We start from the raw sequence: 20,642 nt of genomic DNA, 5'->3' as shown, positions 1-20,642 counted from the left end.
CACTCTCCGAAACTGCAGGAGCAGGTCTGCGCCAGGTGGAGGTGGGCGAGTTGCAGATGCGGGAGGTAGAGGCGCGATCTAGGAGGTCGGTTTGGGGCGGCGGACGAGCGTGACCTCGTCGGTGCTGGCGTCGAGCAGGGCGTAGGTCATGAGGTCGAAGCCGCCGGGATCCTGGGAGAACGCCAGGGAGCCGGGGTTGATCACGAGAGTCCCCCCGACGCGCTGGAGGTGCGGCAGATGGGTGTGGCCCAGGACGAGGATGTCCACGCCGAGGTCGCCGCAGCGGGCGTAGTCCGGGTCGGCCGGATTGAGGTAGCGGTCGTAGGGCGGCCACGGGCAGCCGTGGATCATACGCAGGGATCGCCCGTCGACGACGGTGTCGATGGTGGTCGGGATGGCCTCGACGAAGTCGCGGTTCGCGGCGCGGACGTGCGGCGCCTCCCGGGCCCGCTGCCCGGTCGGGCCCATCAGGCGCCACTCGTGGTTGCCCGAGATGTAGCGCATGTCGAAGGCGCGGATGACCTCGGTGACCTCGTTCGAAAATCGGTACTCGAAGTGCGCGTCGCCGGCCAGGAGGATCTCCTCGGCGCCCGCCTCGACCATCTCCCGCGCGGCGGTCTCGAGCAGCGCCGCCTCGCAGTGCACGTCGGACACGATCCCGAGCTTCATCGCCGTCCCCTCCCAGCCCCGATCACCGAGCCCGGCTGTGCGCCCATTCCGGCCGCGATGCGCGGCATGGGTGCCATAACCTCGGCCGTGCCCGATCCATCTCGCGCAAAAGGGTATACCCATCGGCTCTGGCGTTTCGGAGAACGTCCGAGCCAGGGTCGCGGTTGCGCGGCGGGTTCGCAGTTCCGGTACCGGGTTGCCGTTCACGGATGGCGGCCGCCGTTCTGCGGATGGCATTGGTGCGCAGTGACCCGGTGGGAACCGGTGGCCCGCTGTGGGCAGGGTCTCGCCCGGCCCGCGCGGCGACGGTCGTCGAGAATGGTCGGCCAGAATGGAGGCGACCCTTGGATGCGCATCGCCGCCGGGCCCGTGGCGGCCGGCAGACCGGGTACGGCGGGTCGCGTGGTGGCCCGTGGGGCGGGGCCGGCGGGGCGGCTCTTCGGGCGGGCCGTGGGGGGTGTGGGGCGGCTCCTCGGGTGGCCCCGAGGCGGGCGGTGACTCCGCGGACAAGGCCTGCGTCCGCAGGGTGCGGCGGATGTCTCAAGGCCATCCGGTGAACCATCCGGTAGGCTAGTCGGGGTGGTCCTGGCGGGCAGGGCTGCGTCAGTCTGGTCCCGACGATGCGGAGGCAGCGCGTGCCCCCCACTGCGAACACGAACGCCAAGCGGTCTCGATCGCGGCGTGCGCGGGGGTCGATCAACGCCGCGGGGATTCTTTCGGGGGCCTTCGAATTCTGCCGGGACACGCCTGTCGACCAGCTCAGCATGCCGCGGCTCGCGGCATTCCTCGACGTCGGCGTCACCAGCATCTACTGGTACTACAAGAGCAAGCGCGACCTTCTTGACGCGATGACCGAGGAGGCGCTCGCCGCCTTTTACGAGAGCATGCCACCGCTGCGCGCCGGCGGCTGGGAGGACATGCTCCGCGGGTTTTTCGACGACTGCTATGCCGCGCTCGCCGCCGACGACCTGACGTGCGATCTGATCGTCCGGCGCATCGGCGGCGCCACCCGCCAGGACGCGGTCGCGGCGTGGCCCCGGGCCGCGGAGCTGCTCGACGGGCTGCGCGAGGCCGGCTTCCCCCCGTCGCTGGCCTGGCACGCCTTCATCACGCTGGCCGCCTACACCCGCGGGTTCCTCCTCACCGAGCAGCCGGCCGAGGCCCCGCCCGCCTCCGCCCGGCGCCCGGCCGTCACCGCGGCCGCGGCGCCTCCCGCGGCGACGCGGACGGCGGCGACTGCGGCGACGGCGGCGACGGCCCGGGTATCGGCAGCGGCGTTGGCGTCGGAGCCGGAACCGTCGGGGCCGGTCGCCGGCCCGCCGGGGGAGTTCGCGTTCGGCATCACCAACATCATTCTTGGTCTGCGGAGCCTGCTGCCCCAGGAGGCGCACGACCGCGAGGTCGCCTGACCCGAGCCCGAGCCCTGGCCGGAGCCGGGCCGGCCGGATCAAGCCCGGACTGATCCGCCTACTGGTCCCGTGGCTGGTCCCGAGGTGGCCATCGGCCGGTATCGATCGACTCGCGGCATGGCTCACGGTTAGCGTGCCTGGTGTCGATCCGGGTGCCCGCATCCGGCCGCCCAGGTCGAGTCGGCTCCCTGCGGATGGCCGGTGCGTCGGGATCCGATCGGGATCCGTGGACGGAGCCTGTTCGAAAGGCTTACGGTTAGGTTTACAAATCATGGTCGGTGGGCCGGCCGCGCCGCTCGGCGGTGTGGTGACGAAAGCCCGCTGGAGGGAGACACGATGGCCCTGGCGATCAGCGACGACCACAAGGCCCTCGCCGAGGTGGTCCGCACCTTCGCCGACGCGAACGATCTGCGCGCGGCGGCCCGGCGGGCGCTCGACGGCGGTCCCGGCGCCGTCGGCCCGCAGTGGAAGCAGATCGCCGACCTCGGCTGGCTCGGCCTGCACCTGCCCGAGGAGCACGGCGGCTCCGGGTTCGGCCTCGCCGAGCTCGCGATCATCGCCGAGGGTCTGGGTGGCCGTGCCGCCGCCGGTCCGCTGCTGCCCACGGTCGTGGCCTCCGCCGTCGTGGCCGCCGTCGGCTCGCCGCAGCAGCAGGCGGAGCTGCTCCCCGGGCTCGCCGACGGTTCGGTCATCGCCTCGTTCTCCCCGATCGGCGCGGTCACCGCGGACGCGGCGGGCGCGCTGCACGGCGAGGCGCCGGCGGCGCTCGGCGCGGTCTGGGCCGGCATCCACCTGGTGCCGGTGGGCGACGATCTCGCGGTGGTCGCCGCCGACGCCGCGGGTCTGACGCTGCGCCCGACGAGCGCGCTCGACCCGTCGCTCGGGCTGGCCGGCCTCGGCCTGTCCGCCGTCGCGGCGCACCCGGCCGGCCTGCTGCGCGGCGGGCGGGCCGCGGCCGTGCGCATCCTGCGGGTCGTCGCCGCCGCCGAGGCGGTCGGCGGCGCCCGGGCCACCCTGGACATGGCGCTGGACTACGCCAAGGTCCGCGAGCAGTTCGGCCGCATCATCGGTGGCTTCCAGGCCGTCAAGCACCACCTGGCCAACATGCTCGTCGCCACCGAGCTCGCCACCGCCGCCACCTGGGACGCCGCCCGGGTCGCCGCCGGCGGCGCGGAGGCCGAGCTCGCCGCGGCCGTCGCCGCCGCGGTGGCGCTGTCGTCCTACCAGCACAACGCCCGGATGAACATCCAGATCCACGGCGGCATCGGCTTCACCTGGGAGCACGACGCCCACCTGTACCTGCGGCGCGCGGCGACGCTGGCCGCGCTCGCCGGCCCGGTCGAGGGCGCCGAGGACGACGTCTACGCGCTGACCCGCGACGGCGCCCGCCGCGCGCTGGCCGTGGAGCTGCCGCCCGAGGCCGAGCAGTACCGGCGCGAGGCCCGGGAGTTCCTGGAGCGCTACCACGCCGCCGCCGAGGGCGAACGCCGCGAGCTGCTCGTCCAGAGCGGCTACCTGGTGCCGCACTGGACGAAGCCGTGGGGCCGCGAGGCGAGCGCCGCCGAACAGCTCGTCATCGAGGAGGAGTTCACCGGCGTCGAGGTGCCCAACCTCGGCATCGGTGGCTGGGTGCTGCTCACGCTGACCCAGAAGGGTTCGCCCGAGCAGATCGAGCGCTGGGTGCTGCCGAGCCTGCGCGGCGAGCTGCGCTGGTGCCAGCTGTTCAGCGAGCCGAACGCCGGCTCCGACGCCGCCGCCGTGCAGGCCCGCGCCGAGCGGGTCGAGGGCGGCTGGAAGATCAACGGGCAGAAGGTCTGGACGTCGGACGCGCAGAACTGCAACCGCGGCCTGGCCACCGTCCGCACCGACCCGACGGCCCCCAAGCACAAGGGCATCACGGCGGTCGCGGTCGACCTGACCGCGCCCGGCGTCGAGGTCCGGCCGCTGCGCGAGATCACCGGCGACGCGCTGTTCAACGAGGTCTTCTTCGACGACGTCTTCGTGCCCGACGCCGACGTCGTCGGGGAGGTCAACGCCGGCTGGCTCGTGGCCCGCGCGACGCTGGGCAACGAGCGGGTGACGATCGGCGCCGGCAGCGGTGCGGACGAGGGCCGCACCGCCGTCGGCCTCGTCGACCTGCACGCCCGCTACGCCGCCGGGGACGTCGAGCTCGCCCGCCGCGTCGGCCGGCTCGTCGCCGTCGAGGCCGCCATGGGGCTGATCAACCTGCGCCAGGTCGAGCGTGCGGTCGCCGGCAGCGAGCCGTCGCCCGAGGGCAACGTCAGCAAGCTGCTGTCCGCCGAGCACGCCCAGCACGTCACCGAGCTCGGCATGACCATCGCCGGCGCCACCGGGGTGACCGGAGCGGAGGCCGACCTCGCTTACCGCTACCTGTTCGCCCGGGCGCTCACCATCGCCGGCGGCACCTCCGAGGTCGGCCGCAACGTCATCGCCGAGCGGATCCTGGGCCTGCCCCGGGAACCCAACATGCGCTGAGGCCCGCCGCCCGTCCCTACCCGCCGGCGCAGTCCCTTCCTGGCGCCGTCCCTTGCCGCCGCACCATCCCTTCCCGCCGCCGTCGTCCGCCGGCGCCGACGACCGTCGCGGGCACGCGACGGTCGTCGGCGCGCGGCCGGGCCCGACGGCATCCCAGCGCTAGGAGGCGCCAGCGTGACGGTCGACGACCAGGCGTTCATCGTCACCGGGCAGGTGCAGCAGCAGGCCTGGCGGGACCGGGTCCTGCCGCCGGTGGAGCAGGTCCGACCGGGCCTGTGGTCGGTGCCGACCCCGTTCCCGCAGAGCCCGTTGCGGTACGTGCTGGCCTACCTGCTGGAAACCCGGCGCGGGCCTGTTCTCGTCGACACCGGCTGGCCGAGCGAGGACGCCTGGGACGGCCTCGTCGCGGGCGTGCGCGCCACCGGCCACGAGATCGGCGACGTCAGCGCGGTGCTGATCACCCACGGCCACGCCGACCACTTCGGTCTCGCCCGGCGGATCCGGCGGGAGTCCGGCGCCCCCGTCATGATCCACGAACTGGAGGTGGCGGCCTCCCACCAGTTCGCCAGCATCGCCGAGTTCCGCACCGCCGACCGGATCTGGTTGCGCCGCCGCGGCATGCCGGCCGCGGAGATCGACGCGCTGTTCCCCGAGGGCGACGAGCCGCCCGAGTGGCGCGATCCGCCGGACGTGCTGCTCCAGGACGGCGACCGCCCGCTCGGCGACGCGGTCGCGGTGCGGGCGCTGTGGACCCCCGGGCACACCCCCGGCCACCTGTGCTTCGTCCACGAGGAGCACAACGTGCTGCTGACCGGCGATCACGTGCTGCCGCGGATCAGCCCGAACATCAGCCCGTCGCCGCGGGTGCGCGCGGACACCCTCGGGGACTACCTGGGTTCGCTCGCGGCGATCGAGGACATGCCGGTCGACGAGGTGCTGCCCGCCCACGAGTACCGCTTCCGCGGCCTCGGCGCCCGGGTGCGCCAGCTTCAGGCCCATCACCGGGCGCGGCTGCGCGAGGTCGTCGAGGCGGTCGTCGACCTCGACGGTCCGACGACGATGGCGGTCGCCGAGCGGCTGACCTGGTCGCGGCCGTGGAGCGAGTCGCAGGGGATCGTGCGCCGCTCGGCGGTCGGCGAGACCTACGCCCACCTGCTGCACCTCGAACGCCGCGGCCTGCTCACCGGCGGGGCGGGTGGCGAGGAGGCCGGCCCGGGCCAGGTCGACGCCTGGCGACCCGCGGCCGAGGCCGGCCTCCTCGTCGAAGCGCTGCTGCGCTGAGTGGGATCGGCGCTGGGCGGGACCAGCTGGGGTGGGACCAGCTGGGGTGGAATCCGCCGAGTGGGATCAGCCGGGTGGGATCAGATGTTGAAGCGCTGCGCCCCGTCGATGCGGATCGTCTCGCCGTTGATGTAGTCGTTGTCGACGATCGACAGGGCGAGCTTGGCGTACTCGTCGGCGTGGCCCATCCGCTTGGGGTTCGGCACGCCGGGGCCCCACTTGGCCTGGGCCTCGGCCTCCTCCATCCGGTAGGCGGGGGTGAAGAAGGTGCCCGGGGCGATGCAGACGACCCGGATGCCGGTGGGGGCGAGGTCGCGCGCCGCGGTGAGGTTGAACCCGATGACGCCGCCCTTGGCCGCCGAGTAGTCGGTCTGGCCGACCTGGCCCTCGAAGCCGGCGATGCTCGCCGTGGTGATGATGACGCCGCGCTGGTTGGAGTCCAGCGGCTCGTTCTGCGACATCGCCCCGGCGACCTTGCTGACCACCCGGAACGTCCCCACGAGGAAGATGTCGATGGTCCGCTGGAAGGTCTCCACCGGGTAGGCCTGGCCCGCCCGGTTGACCAGCCGCTTGCCGGCCGCCGGGCCGCCGTGCACGACGACCGCCGCGCGCAGCGGACCGAGCTCGACGGCGGCGGCGATCGCGGCCTCGACGGACTCGTCGCTGGTGACGTCGGTGGGGACGAAGACGGCCTGCTCGCCGAGCTCGTCGGCGAGGGTCTTGCCCTTGTCCGCCGCCAGGTCGGCGATGACGACCTTGGCGCCGGCCTGCACGAACCGGCGCACGGTGGCCTCGCCGAAGCCTCCCGCTCCGCCTACGACCAGCGCGGACGCTCCTGTGAGATCCATGGTTCCTCCTTCGGGGCCGCCGGTGTCCCGCAGGGGTGGCCGGCGGAGGCGGTCGTCATCAGGGGCGTCCGGCCGCAAGGTGACGTTATCGTCAACTCACGGCTCCATCCCGCTGTATTACTGTCGGTATCTCGGTAATGCTTACCATAGTTCCTGTCCGGGGGCGTTCCGCTGGAAGCCCTCACCCTGTGAAAGGTGGACCGTCATGTCAGATCCCGTCATCGTCAGCGCGGCGCGCACGGCGATCGGCACGGCCTTCAAGGGCTCGCTGGTCAACACCACCGGCGAGGAGCTGGCGGAGGTGGTCCTGCGCGAGACCGTGCGCCGCTCGGGCCTCGACCCGGCCCGCATCGACGACGTCATCTTCGCCGAGTCGATGTACGGCGGCGGCGACCTCGCCCGGTACGCCGCGGTCGTCCTCGGGATGACGAGCGTCCCCGGGCAGGCCGTGAACCGGCACTGTGCCGGCAGCCTCACCGCGATCGGCAACGGCTCCGCCGGCATCGTCAGCGGGATGGAGAAGATCATCGTCGCCGGCGGCGTGCAGGCGACGTCCACCGGGCCGAAGCTGACCCGCCGCGTCCTGGGCACCGCCGACCAGTTCGAGGACTGGATCCCCGCGACCCACCCGGACTCGCCCGAGGCCCCGAACATGGACATGTCCATCTCGGTGGGCTGGAACACCGCGAAGGAGGCGGGGCTGACCCGGGAGGAGCTCGACGCCTGGGCGTTCCGCTCCCACCAGCGCGCCGTCGCCGCGATCGACGAGGGCCGCTTCGTCGACGAGATCGTGCCGATCAAGGTGCAGGCGCCGGACGGGTCGTTCCGCGAGTTCGCCGTCGACGAGCACCCGCGCCGCTCCAGCACGCTGGAGAAGCTGGCGTCGCTGAAGGTCCTGCACCCGGAGATCCCGGGCTTCAACATCACCGCGGGTAACTCCAGCGGCGTCAACGACGCGGCCGCCGCGGTCACCCTCGTCGGCGCCGACATCGCCGCCGCCGAGGGCCTGCCGACGCTGGCGAAGGTCCGCGCGTGGGCGGCGGCCGGCGTCGAACCGCGCCGGATGGGCTTCGGCGCCCTGGAGGCGATCTCCAAGGTGCTCGGCCGCGCCGGGCTGACGACGAAGGACGTCGCTCTCTGGGAGATCAACGAGGCGTTCGCGTCCGTGCCGGTGGCCGCCGTCAAGGAGTTCGGCCTCGACGAGGACACCGTCAACATCAGCGGCTCCGGCTGCAGCCTCGGTCACCCGGTGGCCGCCTCCGGCGCCCGCATGATCATCACGCTGCTGCACGACCTGCGCCGCCGCGGCGGTGGCATCGGCGTGGCCGCGATGTGCGCGGGCGGCGGCCAGGGCGGCGCCGTCCTCATCGAGGTCTGATCCCGGCAGGATGTAGGCCGGCTGCCGGTGCCCGGTCGCGCTCCCCGTGGACGCGCGACCGGGCACCGGCGCGACGATGCCGGGCCGACGACGATGCCGGGCCGGCGACGAAGTCAGGAGGCGCGGTGAAGTACACGAAGCTGGGCTCGACGGGGCTGGACGTGTCCCGCATCTGTCTGGGCTGCATGAGCTATGGCGATCCGGGCCGGGGCGCCCACCCGTGGTCGCTGGACGAGGACGCCGCCCGACCGTTCTTCCGCCGGGCGATCGAGGCCGGCGTCAACTTCTTCGACACGGCGAACGTCTACTCCGCCGGCAGCAGCGAGGAGATCACCGGGCGGGCGCTGGCCGAGTACGCCAACCGGGACGAGATCGTGCTGGCCACCAAGGTCCACGGGCCGATGCGGCGCGGCCCGAACGGCCGCGGCCTGTCCCGCAAGGCGATCCTGAGCGAGATCGACGCGAGCCTGAAGCGGCTCGGCACCGACTACGTCGACCTTTACCAGATCCACCGCTGGGATCCGCGCACCCCGATCGAGGAGACGCTGGAGGCCCTGCACGACGTGGTGAAGGCCGGCAAGGCCCGCTACATCGGCGCCTCGTCCATGTACGCGTGGCAGTTCGCCAAGGCGTTGTTCGTCGCCGACGCCCACGGCTGGACCCGGTTCGCGGCGATGCAGAACCACTACAACCTGATCTACCGGGAAGAGGAGCGGGAGATGCTCCCGCTGTGCGCCGACCAGGGCGTCGGCGTGATCCCGTGGAGCCCGCTGGCCCGCGGCCGCCTGACCCGCGACTGGGACGCGACGACCGCGCGCACCGAGACCGACGAGTTCGGCCGCACGCTCTACGTCGAGGGCGACCGGGCCGTCGTCGACGAGGTGGCGCGCATCGCCGCCGACCGCGGCGTGCCCCGCGCCCAGGTGGCGCTCGCCTGGCTGCTCGGCCGCCCCCAGGTCGCCGCGCCGATCATCGGGGCGACGAAGCTCTCCCACCTGGACGACGCCGTCGCCGCCGTGGAGCTGGACCTCACCGAGGACGAGCGGGCCCAGCTCGAGAAGCCCTACACCCCCCACCCCGTCGCCGGCTTCGCCTAGCCGCCACCGTGGGCGGCACCTGCCGGCCGCGCGGGGCGGCGTTGCGGTGCGCCCCGCCCGGGCCGCCACCCAGGCCGGCACCAGACGGCGTTGGGGCCGGGCGGGGCATCGCGCCGGCCATCACACCGAACGTCATCGGTCAGGCACAGAATCATGCCGAGGGTCCGGCACGGTTTTCGGGGGCAGAACCGTGCTGTGACCTCGGCATGATCTGGCCGGCATCTGGCCGCGAAAGGCCGCTGTCGGTTCGCCGCGCGGCTAGGTGGGGCGCAGCCAGCCGCGGCGGCCAAGGTCGGGGTGCAGCACGTCGTCGCTCCACAGCAGCTGGCCGTTGGTCGTCGCCGGATCGGCGAGGGCGACCAGGACGGTGGCCTCGGCGAACTCCTCGGGGCTGGCCCAGTCGGACTCCCCGGCGGCGGCGACCAGGTTGCCGGGGGTGATGACGGGCTCCGACGGCGAGAGCACGTTCACCGCGATCCCGTAGGCCTGCGCCTCGATCGCGACGGCCTGGGTCAGGTGGTGCAGCGCCGCCTTGTTGCCGCCGTAGGCGATCGGGCCGGGCGTGCCGGGCGCGGCGTAGGGCCCCTCGCCGGGGATGAACCCGGCCACCGAGCTGATGTTCACGATCGATCCCCGGCCCAGGTCGATCATGTCGGGGAGCACGAGCTGCATGAGCCGGTAGGAGGCGAACAGCCCGATCTCGAAGTGCATCCGCAGGCCCTTGAGCGGGAAGTTCAGGAACGACGCCCAGCCCGGCATCCGCCCCGGCGCCCCGGACGGTGCCGGCGCCGCAGGGACTCCGGCACCCGTGCCGGCCGGCGCCGGCGGTGCCTGGCCCGACGCTCCCGCCGCCGGCGTACCGTCCGGCCCTGCCGGCGTGGCGCCCTCCCGCGGCGCGGCCGGCGTGCTCGGCGCGGCCGGCGTGCCGGGTGCGGCGCTGCCGGATGGGGGGAAGCCGGGCTGCGACTGCGACTGCGGCTGCGGCTGCGCGGGCGGGCGGCCCGGGACGGTCAGGGCGGCGTTGTTCACCAGCAGGTCGACGGGGCCGAGTCGGGCGCGGGTCACCTCGACGATGCGTTCGACGTCGGCGGGCCGGGACAGGTCGGCGGGGACGGCCAGCGCCCGGCCGCCGTCCTTGACGATCTCCTCGACGACCTCGTGCACGGTGCCGGGCAGGCGCGCGTCCCACTGCGCCTCGGTGCGCGCGACCACGGCGACTGCGGCGCCCTCGCGGGCGAAGGCCAGGGCGATGGCCCGGCCCAGGCCTCGGCTGGCGCCGGTGACGATCGCCGTACGACCGGCGAGCCGGCCGGTGCCGGCGCTCACCTCGCCGCCCCGGACGGACGGCGGGGCTCCTGGCCTCGTCGGCTGTGACGTCGCATACGGTTCATGTTCGGTGTTCTAGGCGCGCCCGGGCCCGCGCGTCAATCGGTCCGCCCCGGCGGCCGGGCGGGCGCTGGCCGAAGCGCCGTTACACTCCGGTGATGACGGCCGGTGAGTTTCCGGGCGTGTCGGCGCAGAGCTGGGTGCCGCTGCTGATCGGCACCGCGCTGCCGGCGCGTCCGTTCGCGTCCGGCGCGGGCCTCGTCGACCTGCTGGCCACCGCCGGCTACGCGGCGGGCGCGACCCGGGTGGGGCTGTCGCGGCTGTGCGCGGACGGCTCGCTCGAACGCCGCCGCGACGGCCGGCAGACCAGCTACCGGCTCGGCCGGCAGATGGCCGAGACGGTCACCTCGGTCGGCGGCCGGGTGGAGAGCTTCGGCCGGTCGGTGGGCTGGGACGGCTCGTGGACGATCGTGCTCGCCTCGGTGCCCGACGAGCTGCGCTCGACCCGGCGGCGGATGAAGAGCGCGCTGGCCTACCTCGGCTTCGGCCGGCTGCGGGAGACGACCTGGGTCGCCGCGCGGGCCTGCGAGGACGAGGTCAAGGACCTGGTCGAGTCACTGGACCTGGCCGGCCTGGTGGACGTGTTCGTCGGCCGCCCCTCGGCGCTCGCCGACGTCGACGCGATCCTGCACCGCTGCTGGGACCTCGGTTCGCTCACTCAGCGTTACAGTGCTTTCGTCGCCCGCTTCGCGCCGCTGTGCACCGCCGTCTCCCGCGACGCCCTGACCGGGCCGGACGCGCTGCTGTGGTGGATGCGGCTCACCCACGACTACCGCGAACTCGTCTACCGGGACCCGGAGCTGCCCCCCGAGTTCCTGCCGGCCGACGCCCGCGCCCTGCGCGAGCGGGTCGTCGACACCTACGCCACCGCCCACGGCGGCCTCGACGGGCGCGCGAGCGCACAGGTCCGCCATGCGCTCGGCATCGACAGATAACAACCGATGGCCGCAGCAGACGGGTTCTGTTAGCTTCCCTGTCGACGGACGGCCGCGGCCGGGTGGCCGCCGGCGCGCCCTGTGGAGGTTGGGTATGAAGATCGACGGAGCCCTGGGCACGCTGGAGCAGGCGACCCGCAACGCCCGCGCGGCGCAGGAGGCCGGCTACGACGGCGTGTGGGCGTCCGAGGTCAACCAGGATCCGTTCCTGCCGCTGACGCTCGCCGCCGACGCCACGTCGACGATCGAGCTGGGCACGTCGATCGCGGTGGCGCTGTCCCGCTCGCCGATGTCGCTGGCCTACACCGCGCACGACCTGGCGCGGTTCTCCGGCGGCCGGTTCGTGCTCGGGCTGGGGTCGCAGGTCAAGGCGCACATCACCCGGCGGTTCTCGATGCCGTGGGGCCGCCCGGGGCCGCAGATGCGCGAGTTCATCCTGGCGATGCGGGCCGCGTGGTCGAGCTGGGCGGACGGGACGCCGCTGTCGTTCGAGGGCGAGTACTACCGGCACACGCTGATGCCGCCGACGTTCGTCCCGGCGCCGCATCCCTACGGGCCGCCGCGGGTGCTGCTGGCCGGCGTCGGCGACGTGATGACCCGGGTCGCCGGCGAGGTCGCCGACGGTTTCCTCTGCCACGGCTTCACCACCGCGCGCTGGATCCGGGAGCACACCCTGCCGGCGCTGGCCGAGGGCCGCCGCCGCGCCGGGGGTGACCTGACCGGCTTCGACGTCGTCGCCGGCGCCTTCCTCGCCACCGGAACCGAGCAGGAGATCGTCGAGGGCCTGGCGACGATCCGCGGGCAGATCTCGTTCTACGGCTCGACGCCCGCCTACCGCCCGGTGCTCGACCTGCACGGCTGGGGTGAGCTCGGGGCCGAGCTCACGGTGCTGTCGAAGCAGAACCGGTGGGCGGAGATGGCCACCCTGATCGACGACGACGTCGTCGAGGCGTTCGCCGTCGTCGCCCCGCCCGCCGAGGTCCCCGCCCGCATCGCCGAGCGCTTCGCCGGCCTGGCGACGCGACTGTCGTTCACCCCGCCGCCGTCGCTCGGCGCCGACGAGGTCCGCGAGCTGGTCGGTGCGCTGCGCGCCGTGCCCGCCCTCGGCGCCGACCCGGCGACCAGCGGCGCGCCGCGGTGACCGCGCCTGGCGGCGAGGTGGACGGCGGGGCCGGGGTGGACGGTGGTGCTGGGGTGGACGGCGGGGCCGGGGTGGATCTGGTGCAGCGGGAAGTCGTCGAGGATGGCGTGGCGCTGTTGCGGCTCAACCGGCCCGCGCGGCTCAACGCCATCACCCCGGCGCTCGTCGACGCGCTGCACCGCCGCCTCGACGAGGTCGACGCGGACCGGTCCTGCCGGGTGGTCATCCTGACCGGCGCGGGCCGTGGCTTCTGCGCCGGCGCCGACCTGCGCGGCGGGGATCCGGACATCCCCGAGCCGTTCGAGCCGCGGCCAGGCCCCGTCGGCACCTTCCAGATCCAGGAGCAGTACTCGCGGACGACGAGCAGGCTGCGGGCGCTGTCCAAGCCGGTGATCGCGGCGGTCAACGGGCCGGCGACCGGCGGCGGACTGGCGTTCACGCTCGGTTGCGACGTCCGCCTCGCCGCCGCGTCGGCGCGCTTCTCCGCGGCGTTCGCCCGCGTCGGGCTGTCCGGCTGCGACATGGGCACCGGCTGGCTGCTCAACCGGGTCGTCGGCGTCGGGCGGGCGCACGAGCTGCTGCTCACCGGCCGGATCATCGACGCCGAGGAGGCGCTGCGCATCGGCCTCGTCGTCGACGTCGTGCCCGACGACGCGCTGCTGGAGCGCGCGCTGGAGACCGCGCGGCTCATTCGCGCCAACTCGCCGTTCGGCGTCTACATGACCAAGCAGGTGATGTGGTCGACGCTGGAGATCCCCGGTCTGGACGCGGCGATCAACCTGGAGAACCGCACCCAGGTCCTCGCCTCCACCACCGCGGACAACCCGGAGGCGGTGGCCGCCTTCCTCGAACGGCGCGAGCCTCGCTGGACCGACTCCTGACCGTCCGCCGCGGGCCGTCGGCGCGGGAGGTTCCCGGCGGGCCGGGTGACGGCCGGTCAGGGCTGGCGGCGGGCCGTCAGGTGGTCAGCAGCGCCTCGTCCACGGTGGAGAAGTAGTTCGCCACGTAGGGACGGACGGACTCGGCGGCGAGGCGTTTGTCCTCGACGGCCGGGTCGATCGGGCCGACGAGGGTGTCGCTCGCCTCGTCGTGGCGGAAGGTCCGGTAGCCGTGGCGGTCGAGCGCGTCGAAGACCTCCGAGGGGGTGCCGCCCTCGCCGACGAGCGGGTCCTCGCTGATCTCGAAGCAGACGACGCCGATGCGCCGCTGCGCCAGCAGCCCGGCCGCACCGGCGAAGACCTGGCGCTCGAAGCCCTCGACGTCGACCTTGCACAGCGCCACCCGCTCGATCCCCTCCCGCTCGGCGAACCCGTCGAGGGTCAGCGCCGGGACCTCGACGACCTCACTCGGCCGGATCGCCCTGCCGTCGTAGGTGAACATCGGGTGGCTGCCGAGCGAGTTCCACCCGGACGCGGGGTCGGGGAACACGTTCATCGTCGCCGTGCCCGGGGTGTCGGTGACGGCGGCGCGCACGACCGTGACATCCGCGGACCGGTTGAGCGCGAGGGTCTGGACGAGCCGGTCGGCGGTGGCGGGCACCGCCTCGAAGGCGTAGACCCGGCCGGCCGCCCCGGTGCGCCGCCGGGCGTGGACGCTGTAGACGCCGATGTTGGCGCCCACGTCGAACACCACGTCGCCGGCGCCGAGCAGCCGGTCCATCAGGGCGAACGCCGGCCGGTCGCCCGGGCGGCGCATGAGCGAGCGCAGGTGGGCGCGTTCGTCGGCGGGGACCAGCAGGGTGATGCCGTACTCGTCCTCGACGACGACCGCCCCGCGCCGCGCCGCGTCCAGCGAGACCCGGGCCTGCCATAAGGCGTCTTTCGCCGCGACCACACCGCCCCGCAGCCGCTTGTTCCGCCGCAGCGTCGCCCTGGCACTCCCGGCGATGCGCTGCGCCCTCTCGGCTCCCGACACTTTCCACCCCCGTAAACCGACGCCACCCGTGCGAATCGATGCCGCCTACCCGAATCGGCGACACCCACGTGAATCGACGTGACCCGTGCGAATCGGCGAATGCCCGTCGCGGTCACCTGGACGGGCGATGGAATTGATGACACGGGCAGACTAGGGCGGACAGGTGGATGCGTCACGCATAATCGCAACTGTGATTCAGATCACAGTCAATGCGGAGGGCTCATTCCGGTGAATGATGGTGCTTGCTGTTCTGCAAAATTCGACCGTCGGGGAAGAGAACAGAAATGCCCCGCCCGGGTGCGAGGAGCCCGGCCGGGGGAGCGCCGTGGTCGGCGGGGCTGTGCTCGGTGGGGCCGTGGTCAGCGAGGGAGACCGGCGGCGGCGAGGACGCGCTCGGCGTAGGTGTCGACGGCACGCTCGGCGCCGTCGGTGTCGTCGAGGTGGAACGTCGTTGTGAAGTGGCTGGCGCCGAGCTCGGCGAGCTCGACGAGGTGGTCCAGGTGGGCGCCGGGGTCGAGCTCGTCGCGGCCGGCGGCGGCGCTGTCGCTGGTGGTCGCCCACAGGCCGACCTCGGCCGGGTCCCGCCCGGCGACGACCGTGTCGGCGCGCAGCGTCCGCGCGGCCCGGCGCAGGTCGTCGACGGTCGGGATCGACACCGACCGGATCGTGCGGGCGCCGAGATCGTCGATGGACAGCGGGGCCCACCCCTGCCCCCAGGCGGCCGCTCGGCGCCGGGCGCGGGCGCTGTTGCCGGCGATCCACAGCGGCGGGTGCGGAAGCTGCACGGGAGCGGGGGCGAGAACCTGGTCGAGGCCGTCGAAGTGCCGGCCCCGTGCCGAGACGCTGCTCGCCGTCCACGCCCCGCGCAGGACGGCGAGCGCCTCGTCGAACAGCTCGTTGCGCTCGTCGAAGTCCGCGCCGAGGGCCAGGAACTCCGAGCGCAGGTAGCCGACGGCGACCCCGAGGTCGAGCCGGCCGTCGGACAGGGCGTCGGTGGTCGCCACCGACTTGGCCAGCGCGAACGGGTTGCGGTGCGGGACGACGACCGCGAACGTCATCAGCCGCACCCGTTCGGTGACGGCGGCCAGATAGGCCATCAGCCCGAACGGCTCGTAGGCGTCGTGGCCGCCGGCCTCGTACCACTTGCGGGAGGGGGCGAGGTGATCGTTGACGGCGATGGCGTCGTAGCCCGCCTCCTCGATGCGCCGCGCGATCCGCGCGAGCCGGCGGGCCGAGAAGGCCCCGGGCCGGCATCCCGCGTCGAGCACTAACTCCGCGACGTACTTCATGGCGCTGACCTCCGCTGGCGCTCGCTGGTCCCCCGCGCCGACGCGGGGGCTCCGGCGCGGCCCGTCGCCGGCCCCGCGTCGCCGCGCCGCCGCGCGCCCGTCGGTGCCGGGCCCCGGACGTTCGACGTGTTGACCGCACCGAGCCTTCCCGGCCCGCCGAATGTGGTCAAGTACATACGTTCGCGTGCCGATCGGTGGACATTGCGGTTCGGACGGGATCGGCGACCATCCGCACTGCACGCACCGTGTCCGCGTCCGCGGCAGCGCCCGTGCCCGTGCCGGCCGGCGTGTCGGGGTCCGGTGGCCGCGGCCACGGCACTGGCTTCGGCCGCGCTATGCGGAGCGCTCGATCTCGTCCCAGGTCGGCATCGCGGGCGCCCCGCCGGGCCGTTGCACGCACAGCGAGGCCGCGGTGTTCGCGTGGCGGATCCCGACACCGAGATCATCGCCGGCGGCGATCCGCGCGGCGAGCACGCCCACGAAACAGTCGCCGGCTCCGGCGGTGTCGACCGCCCGCACCGGGCGCGCCGGCAGGGCGTAGTCCAGGTCGCCGAGCCTGCCCACGACCCCCCTGCTGCCCACCGTGGCGATCGTGGCGACCGCGCGGGACCCCGGCACCGCAGTGATCGCCGACAGGATGGCGGAGGTCGGCGACTCCGAGTCGACCTGCCGACCCGAAAGCGTCGCGAGTTCGTTCTCGTTCACGACGAGAATGTCCACGGACGACTCGAGATCGGGCGGCAGGTCCCTGGCTGGCGCCGCATTCAGCACTGTGGTCGCACCGCGGGAGCCGGCCGCCGCCAGGAAGGTCGAGACCGCGCTGACGGGCGACTCGAACTGGGCCACGACCACATCCTCGGGCGTTAGTCCGGAAACGTCGACCGCGGCGGGAGCAAGGGTGTCGTTCGCCCCGGAGGAGATGACCACCGTGTTGTCGCCGGCCGTATCGACCGTGACCAGAGCGGTGCCGGTGGGTCGGTCGCCGACGGACTCCACCCGGGCGACATCGACACCGTTGTCCGCCAGAAACCTGCGCAGAGTCCGACCGAAGGCGTCCTCGCCGACTCGACCGATCATCGACGTGGGAGCTCCCGCGCGGGCTGCGGCAACAGCCTGGTTCCCGCCCTTGCCGCCAGGAAGAAAGGTCATGGTGGTGCTGGCAACCGTCTCGCCGAGAACGGGCAGCAGCGGCACGGAGGCCACAATGTCCATATTGAGGCTGCCGAAGACGAAGACCCTACCCGCCAAGACCGTTCGCCATCCTGTGCAAGGGTTCTCGACACTCCCGGACTCCCGACGCCGAGTCAGGCGGCCAGATGCGATCACTGACCTCACGTGATCGGCGCGATTTTGTCCAGCCATATCCTAGCAGCGGCAGGGTGTGCCTCTGGTATTTCCTTCTCGGGCCTGGCAGATCCCGCAGTCGGGGCGTCCACGGTGATCGCCGACCTGCCGGTGACGGCCGGCCCCGCGCGGTGGCGGGGGAAGTCTCATCCCCGCCGGAGGATCTGCGCTGGGGCGAAACCGGGTACAGGGATGTTGTGCATCGGGTCGTACGCAGAGCGTGGTCGCGGGTGGGGGCCGTGATCGTGGTGCTCGTCGCCCTCATCGCCTTCGTCGGGCAGGGTGGGCGCTCCGGTGTACCGCCGGCCAAGGGCCAGCCGCCGGCCGCCGCCGGGGCGCTGTCCGTGGTGCCGGACGTCGTGGCCGACGTGGAGCCCTCCGTGGTCACCATCCTCGTGGGCGACGGGCTCGGCAGCGGGATCGTCTACCGCTCCAACGGCGTCATCGTCACCAACCAGCACGTCGTGGCCTCGGCCGCAGGCGGGGCGGTCGAGGTCGCCTTCGCGGACGGTCGGCGCGTGCCGGGCAAGGTGCAGGCCGCGGACGCGATCAGCGACATCGCCGTGGTGAAGGTCGAGCGCACCGGGCTGCCGGCGGCGAAGTTCCGCGAGCAGCAGCCCCGCCTCGGTGAGCTCGCGATCGCCATCGGCAGCCCGCTCGGCCTGGAGAACAGCGTCACCGCCGGGATCATCTCGGGGGTCAACCGCACGCTGCCCGGCGTCGACGGGCAGGGCGGCCCGGGCGGGGACGGCGGTCAGGGCGGCTCGGGTGGATCCGGTGGGCAGGGCGGGTCCGGTGGGCAGGCCGCGGCGGCCGGTCCGCGGGTCGATCTCATCCAGACCGACGCGGCGATCTCGCCGGGGAACTCCGGCGGCCCGCTGCTGGACGCCGAGGGACGGGTCGTCGGCGTCACCGAGGCCTACGTGCCCCCGCAGAGCGGCGCGGTCTCGCTCGGGTTCGCGATCCCGTCGGCGACCGTCGTCGACGCCGTCGACCAGCTTCTGCGCACCGGTTCCGTGCGGCACGCGTTCGTCGGGATCCAGTCCGTCACGCTCACCTCGCAGATCGCCGACCAGCTCGGCCTGGCCGTCCGCAGCGGTGCGCTGGTGATCGGCGTGGTCGGCGGCGGTCCCGCGGCGCGGGCCGGCGTGCGGCCCGGCGACGTCATCCGTTCGTTCGACGGCCGGGCGGTCACCTCCGTCGAGGACTTCTCGGCCGACCTGCGGACCGTCGATCCGGGCCAAACGGTCACCCTGACCGTCAACCGCGACGGTAGGAACATGAAGATCGACGTGACCGTCACCGACCGTCCGACGTGACGTCCCGACGTGATGTGACGTGACGTCCCGACGTGACGTCGGACGTGAGGTTTGGACGTGAGGTTCCGACGTGACGTGCGGTGACCGGGAACATCCGCCCGGGCGGGGAACCGAGGACCGGGAAATGCGCGCCGGCCGGTACGACCGAGCTGCGTGAACGGCCGGCGTGTTTACGCATATTTCGACCGGCGGCCACCTTGCCGTTGGGGCGCTCCGCATGCGGCGGGCCTAACGTTCAGCGCCATGCCAGTGAGTCCTCCCAACGAAGTGGTCGCTTCCGGCGTTCCGGCGAACATCGCCCAGGACATGACCATCGCGGAGCAGCACGAGTGGCTCCAGACCTTTCTGCGCCGCCGGCCGGTGAGCCGCCGCGGGCTGCTGCTCGGCGGCCTGGCCGGCGCGGGCGCCGCGACCCTCGGCACCACCCCGTTCGGCCGGGCCGCCTACGCCGCCACCACGGCGGACAGCCCCCTGCTCGTCGGCGGCCGGCACACCGCGTTCGGCGCGGACCCGGCGCGTCAGCTCCGCCTGGCCGCGCAGCTGACCCGTAACCCCGGCCGCGGCAGGATCCTCGTCGACGTCGGCCCGACCCGCGCCCTCGGCGGCACCGTCGAGGCCGAGGTCCGGCCGCTGCTGTCCCAGGTGCCGCAGGTCGACGGATCGATCCTCAGCGTCGAGCAGTTCTACGTGCACGCCGCCTTCGACCGCCTCGCCCCGGGCCGGGAGTACTACTACCGGTTCCGCATCCCCGGCGGCGCGGCGACCCCGGTGCAGGCGGTGCGCACCGGGCACGCGAAGGGCCGCCACGGCGGGCCGTTCCGGTTCACGATGATGGGCGACCACGGGTCGAACACCACCCCGCCGGGTGACCCGAAGGGCGTCTTCGACGACGACTACTACAAGCCGGACAACGAGCCGACCGTCGCGCACGCCTCCGCGATCACCGCGGCGATCGCCCGCCAGGACCCGGCGTTCCACCTGCTCGCCGGCGACATCTGCTACGCCGACCCGTCCGGGGCGGGCAAGCCGCCGCAGCGCACCACCACTGGCCAGCCGCCGGCGGGCTTCGACAACTACGACCCGACGGTCTGGGACGTCTACCTGGCCGACATCGAGCTCTCCAGCGCCCGCAGCCCGTGGATGTTCGCCACCGGCAACCACGACATGGAGGCGCTGTACTCGCCGCACGGCTACGGCGGCCACGCGGCCCGCCTCGACCTTCCCGGCGACGGGCCCAAGGGCTGCCCGAGCGTGTACTCGTTCGTCTACGGCAACGTCGCGGTGCTCTCGCTGGACGCCAACGACGTCAGCTTCGAGATCAAGACGAACACCGGCTACTCCGGCGGCGCGCAGACGTCCTGGGTGGAGCGGACGCTCAAGGGCTACCGCAACGACCCCGACATCGACTTCATCGTCTGCTTCTTCCACCACTGCGCCTACTCGACGACGTCGCAGCACGCCAGCGACGGCGGGGTCCGCGGCGCGTGGGCGCCCCTGTTCGACACCTACCAGGTCGACCTGGTGCTCCAGGGGCACAACCACCTCTTCGAGCGTTCCGACCCGATCCGCGGCAACGCCCCGACCCGCGAGGCGCCCGACGGGTCGACCATCGAACCGGCCAAGGACGGCACCATCTACATCACCGCGGGCAGCGCCGGCCGCCCGCGTTACCAGTTCCAGACCGGTGAGGTGGAGAACTACCGCGGCAAGCCGGCCCCGGCGGGTTCGAACGTCGTGCCGAACAGCTACGTCTGGTCGCCGGACGGGACGAAGACCCCCGAGGCCATCTCCTGGTCGCGGACCCGTTTCGACAACTACGCGTTCGTCGCCGTCGACTCGGCGCCGGGCCTGCCCGGCGGCGCGTCCACGCTGACCGTGCGCGGCGTCGACGAGCACGGCACCGAGTTCGACCGCGTCGTCCTCAAGCGCCCCGTCCCCCGTCACCGCTGACGGTGGGATGCCCGGCGTGCGGCGAGGACCCGTCTCCCTCGCCGCACGCCGCGTCCCTGAGTCAACGACTCCGGCTATCCGGGTGTGCACCACGTACTGTCAGCCGACTTCGGCCCTCAGCGGTTTCCGCGCTCCCTCGATGGAGGACGAGCCCACCGCCGAGTCACCTCGGCGCCGCCGGTTTGC

At 73.3% G+C, this 20,642-nt stretch carries 16 protein-coding genes; 10 read left to right on the top strand and 6 right to left on the bottom strand.

Going from position 1 to position 20,642, the window contains the following annotated elements; translation table 11 throughout:
• Positions 1-78: 78 nt before the first annotated feature.
• A complete protein-coding gene (locus tag FRAAL_RS30515) occupies positions 79-669 on the bottom strand; it encodes a metallophosphoesterase family protein (protein ID WP_050997155.1) in 591 nt (196 codons plus the stop codon).
• 635 nt (positions 670-1,304) lie between these two features.
• Here FRAAL_RS30515 and FRAAL_RS17425 point away from each other — a divergent pair.
• From FRAAL_RS17425 to FRAAL_RS17415, 3 genes are all read left to right on the top strand, one after another.
• Positions 1,305-2,078 carry a TetR family transcriptional regulator gene (locus FRAAL_RS17425; protein WP_041939430.1) on the top strand — a complete coding sequence of 258 codons (774 nt, stop codon included), beginning with the start codon at positions 1,305-1,307 and terminating at the stop codon, positions 2,076-2,078.
• A gap of 336 nt (positions 2,079-2,414) precedes the next feature.
• Entirely contained in the window at positions 2,415-4,574 is a 2,160-nt protein-coding gene (locus tag FRAAL_RS17420) for an acyl-CoA dehydrogenase family protein (RefSeq protein ID WP_041939429.1), read from the top strand.
• Between the two features lie 174 nt (positions 4,575-4,748).
• Complete coding sequence (locus FRAAL_RS17415; protein ID WP_011605107.1) at positions 4,749-5,855, top strand: MBL fold metallo-hydrolase; 1,107 nt, start codon at positions 4,749-4,751, stop codon at positions 5,853-5,855.
• Between the two features lie 80 nt (positions 5,856-5,935).
• Here the strand turns inward: FRAAL_RS17415 and FRAAL_RS17410 are convergent, their stop codons facing one another.
• Entirely contained in the window at positions 5,936-6,703 is a 768-nt protein-coding gene (locus FRAAL_RS17410) for an SDR family NAD(P)-dependent oxidoreductase (protein ID WP_041939428.1), read from the bottom strand.
• A gap of 205 nt (positions 6,704-6,908) precedes the next feature.
• On the opposite strand from FRAAL_RS17410, the gene FRAAL_RS17405 reads away from it, so the two are divergent.
• Positions 6,909-8,081: a thiolase family protein gene (locus tag FRAAL_RS17405; RefSeq protein ID WP_011605105.1), complete on the top strand. Its 1,173-nt coding sequence runs from the start codon at positions 6,909-6,911 to the stop codon at positions 8,079-8,081.
• Positions 8,082-8,206: 125 nt separating this feature from the next.
• The gene (locus FRAAL_RS17400) at positions 8,207-9,178 is read left to right on the top strand and encodes an aldo/keto reductase (protein WP_011605104.1); all 972 of its coding nucleotides are present in this window, start codon (positions 8,207-8,209) and stop codon (positions 9,176-9,178) included.
• 258 nt (positions 9,179-9,436) lie between these two features.
• On the opposite strand, the gene FRAAL_RS17395 is transcribed toward FRAAL_RS17400, so the two are convergent.
• The gene (locus FRAAL_RS17395; RefSeq protein WP_011605103.1) at positions 9,437-10,504 is read right to left on the bottom strand and encodes an SDR family NAD(P)-dependent oxidoreductase; all 1,068 of its coding nucleotides are present in this window, start codon (positions 10,502-10,504) and stop codon (positions 9,437-9,439) included.
• Between the two features lie 158 nt (positions 10,505-10,662).
• On the opposite strand from FRAAL_RS17395, the gene FRAAL_RS17390 reads away from it, so the two are divergent.
• From FRAAL_RS17390 to FRAAL_RS17380, 3 genes are all read left to right on the top strand, one after another.
• Positions 10,663-11,499, top strand: a complete 837-nt coding sequence (locus tag FRAAL_RS17390; protein ID WP_041939427.1) for a DNA-binding transcriptional regulator — start codon at positions 10,663-10,665, stop codon at positions 11,497-11,499.
• Between the two features lie 94 nt (positions 11,500-11,593).
• Positions 11,594-12,640, top strand: a complete 1,047-nt coding sequence (locus tag FRAAL_RS17385; protein ID WP_011605101.1) for an LLM class F420-dependent oxidoreductase — start codon at positions 11,594-11,596, stop codon at positions 12,638-12,640.
• A gap of 80 nt (positions 12,641-12,720) precedes the next feature.
• On the top strand, positions 12,721-13,521 hold the full coding sequence (locus FRAAL_RS17380; RefSeq protein ID WP_011605100.1) for an enoyl-CoA hydratase/isomerase family protein: 801 nt from the start codon (positions 12,721-12,723) through the stop codon (positions 13,519-13,521).
• A gap of 76 nt (positions 13,522-13,597) precedes the next feature.
• On the opposite strand, the gene FRAAL_RS17375 is transcribed toward FRAAL_RS17380, so the two are convergent.
• From FRAAL_RS17375 to FRAAL_RS17365, 3 genes are all read right to left on the bottom strand, one after another.
• Positions 13,598-14,554: an FkbM family methyltransferase gene (locus FRAAL_RS17375; RefSeq protein ID WP_011605099.1), complete on the bottom strand. Its 957-nt coding sequence runs from the start codon at positions 14,552-14,554 to the stop codon at positions 13,598-13,600.
• A gap of 359 nt (positions 14,555-14,913) precedes the next feature.
• Entirely contained in the window at positions 14,914-15,843 is a 930-nt protein-coding gene (locus FRAAL_RS17370) for an LLM class F420-dependent oxidoreductase (protein WP_041939426.1), read from the bottom strand.
• Between the two features lie 333 nt (positions 15,844-16,176).
• A complete protein-coding gene (locus tag FRAAL_RS17365) occupies positions 16,177-17,205 on the bottom strand; it encodes a ribokinase (RefSeq protein WP_083866827.1) in 1,029 nt (342 codons plus the stop codon).
• A 212-nt stretch (positions 17,206-17,417) separates the two neighbouring features.
• On the opposite strand from FRAAL_RS17365, the gene FRAAL_RS17360 reads away from it, so the two are divergent.
• Positions 17,418-18,506, top strand: a complete 1,089-nt coding sequence (locus FRAAL_RS17360; RefSeq protein WP_231861059.1) for a S1C family serine protease — start codon at positions 17,418-17,420, stop codon at positions 18,504-18,506.
• Between the two features lie 243 nt (positions 18,507-18,749).
• The gene (locus FRAAL_RS17355; protein WP_041939424.1) at positions 18,750-20,456 is read left to right on the top strand and encodes a metallophosphoesterase; all 1,707 of its coding nucleotides are present in this window, start codon (positions 18,750-18,752) and stop codon (positions 20,454-20,456) included.
• The last annotated feature ends 186 nt before the right edge of the window (positions 20,457-20,642 follow it).

The sequence above is a fragment of the Frankia alni ACN14a genome (assembly GCF_000058485.1).
GTDB classification, from domain to species: domain Bacteria; phylum Actinomycetota; class Actinomycetes; order Frankiales; family Frankiaceae; genus Frankia; species Frankia alni.
Note: the sequence above shows the minus strand (reverse complement) of the source record. Positions and strands in the feature narration are given on the sequence as shown.

Excerpts from the sequence above, each read along its gene's own strand:
- FRAAL_RS17410 (WP_041939428.1), bottom strand. The coding sequence starts at position 6,703 with ATGGATCTCACAGGAGCGTCCGCGCTGGTCGTAGGCGGAGCGGGAGGC.
- FRAAL_RS17385 (WP_011605101.1), top strand. The coding sequence starts at position 11,594 with ATGAAGATCGACGGAGCCCTGGGCACGCTGGAGCAGGCGACCCGCAAC.
- FRAAL_RS30515 (WP_050997155.1), bottom strand. The coding sequence starts at position 669 with ATGAAGCTCGGGATCGTGTCCGACGTGCACTGCGAGGCGGCGCTGCTC.
- FRAAL_RS17370 (WP_041939426.1), bottom strand. The coding sequence starts at position 15,843 with ATGAAGTACGTCGCGGAGTTAGTGCTCGACGCGGGATGCCGGCCCGGG.
- FRAAL_RS17405 (WP_011605105.1), top strand. The coding sequence starts at position 6,909 with ATGTCAGATCCCGTCATCGTCAGCGCGGCGCGCACGGCGATCGGCACG.
- FRAAL_RS17420 (WP_041939429.1), top strand. The coding sequence starts at position 2,415 with ATGGCCCTGGCGATCAGCGACGACCACAAGGCCCTCGCCGAGGTGGTC.
- FRAAL_RS17365 (WP_083866827.1), bottom strand. The coding sequence starts at position 17,205 with ATGGCTGGACAAAATCGCGCCGATCACGTGAGGTCAGTGATCGCATCT.
- FRAAL_RS17390 (WP_041939427.1), top strand. The coding sequence starts at position 10,663 with ATGACGGCCGGTGAGTTTCCGGGCGTGTCGGCGCAGAGCTGGGTGCCG.
- FRAAL_RS17355 (WP_041939424.1), top strand. The coding sequence starts at position 18,750 with ATGCCAGTGAGTCCTCCCAACGAAGTGGTCGCTTCCGGCGTTCCGGCG.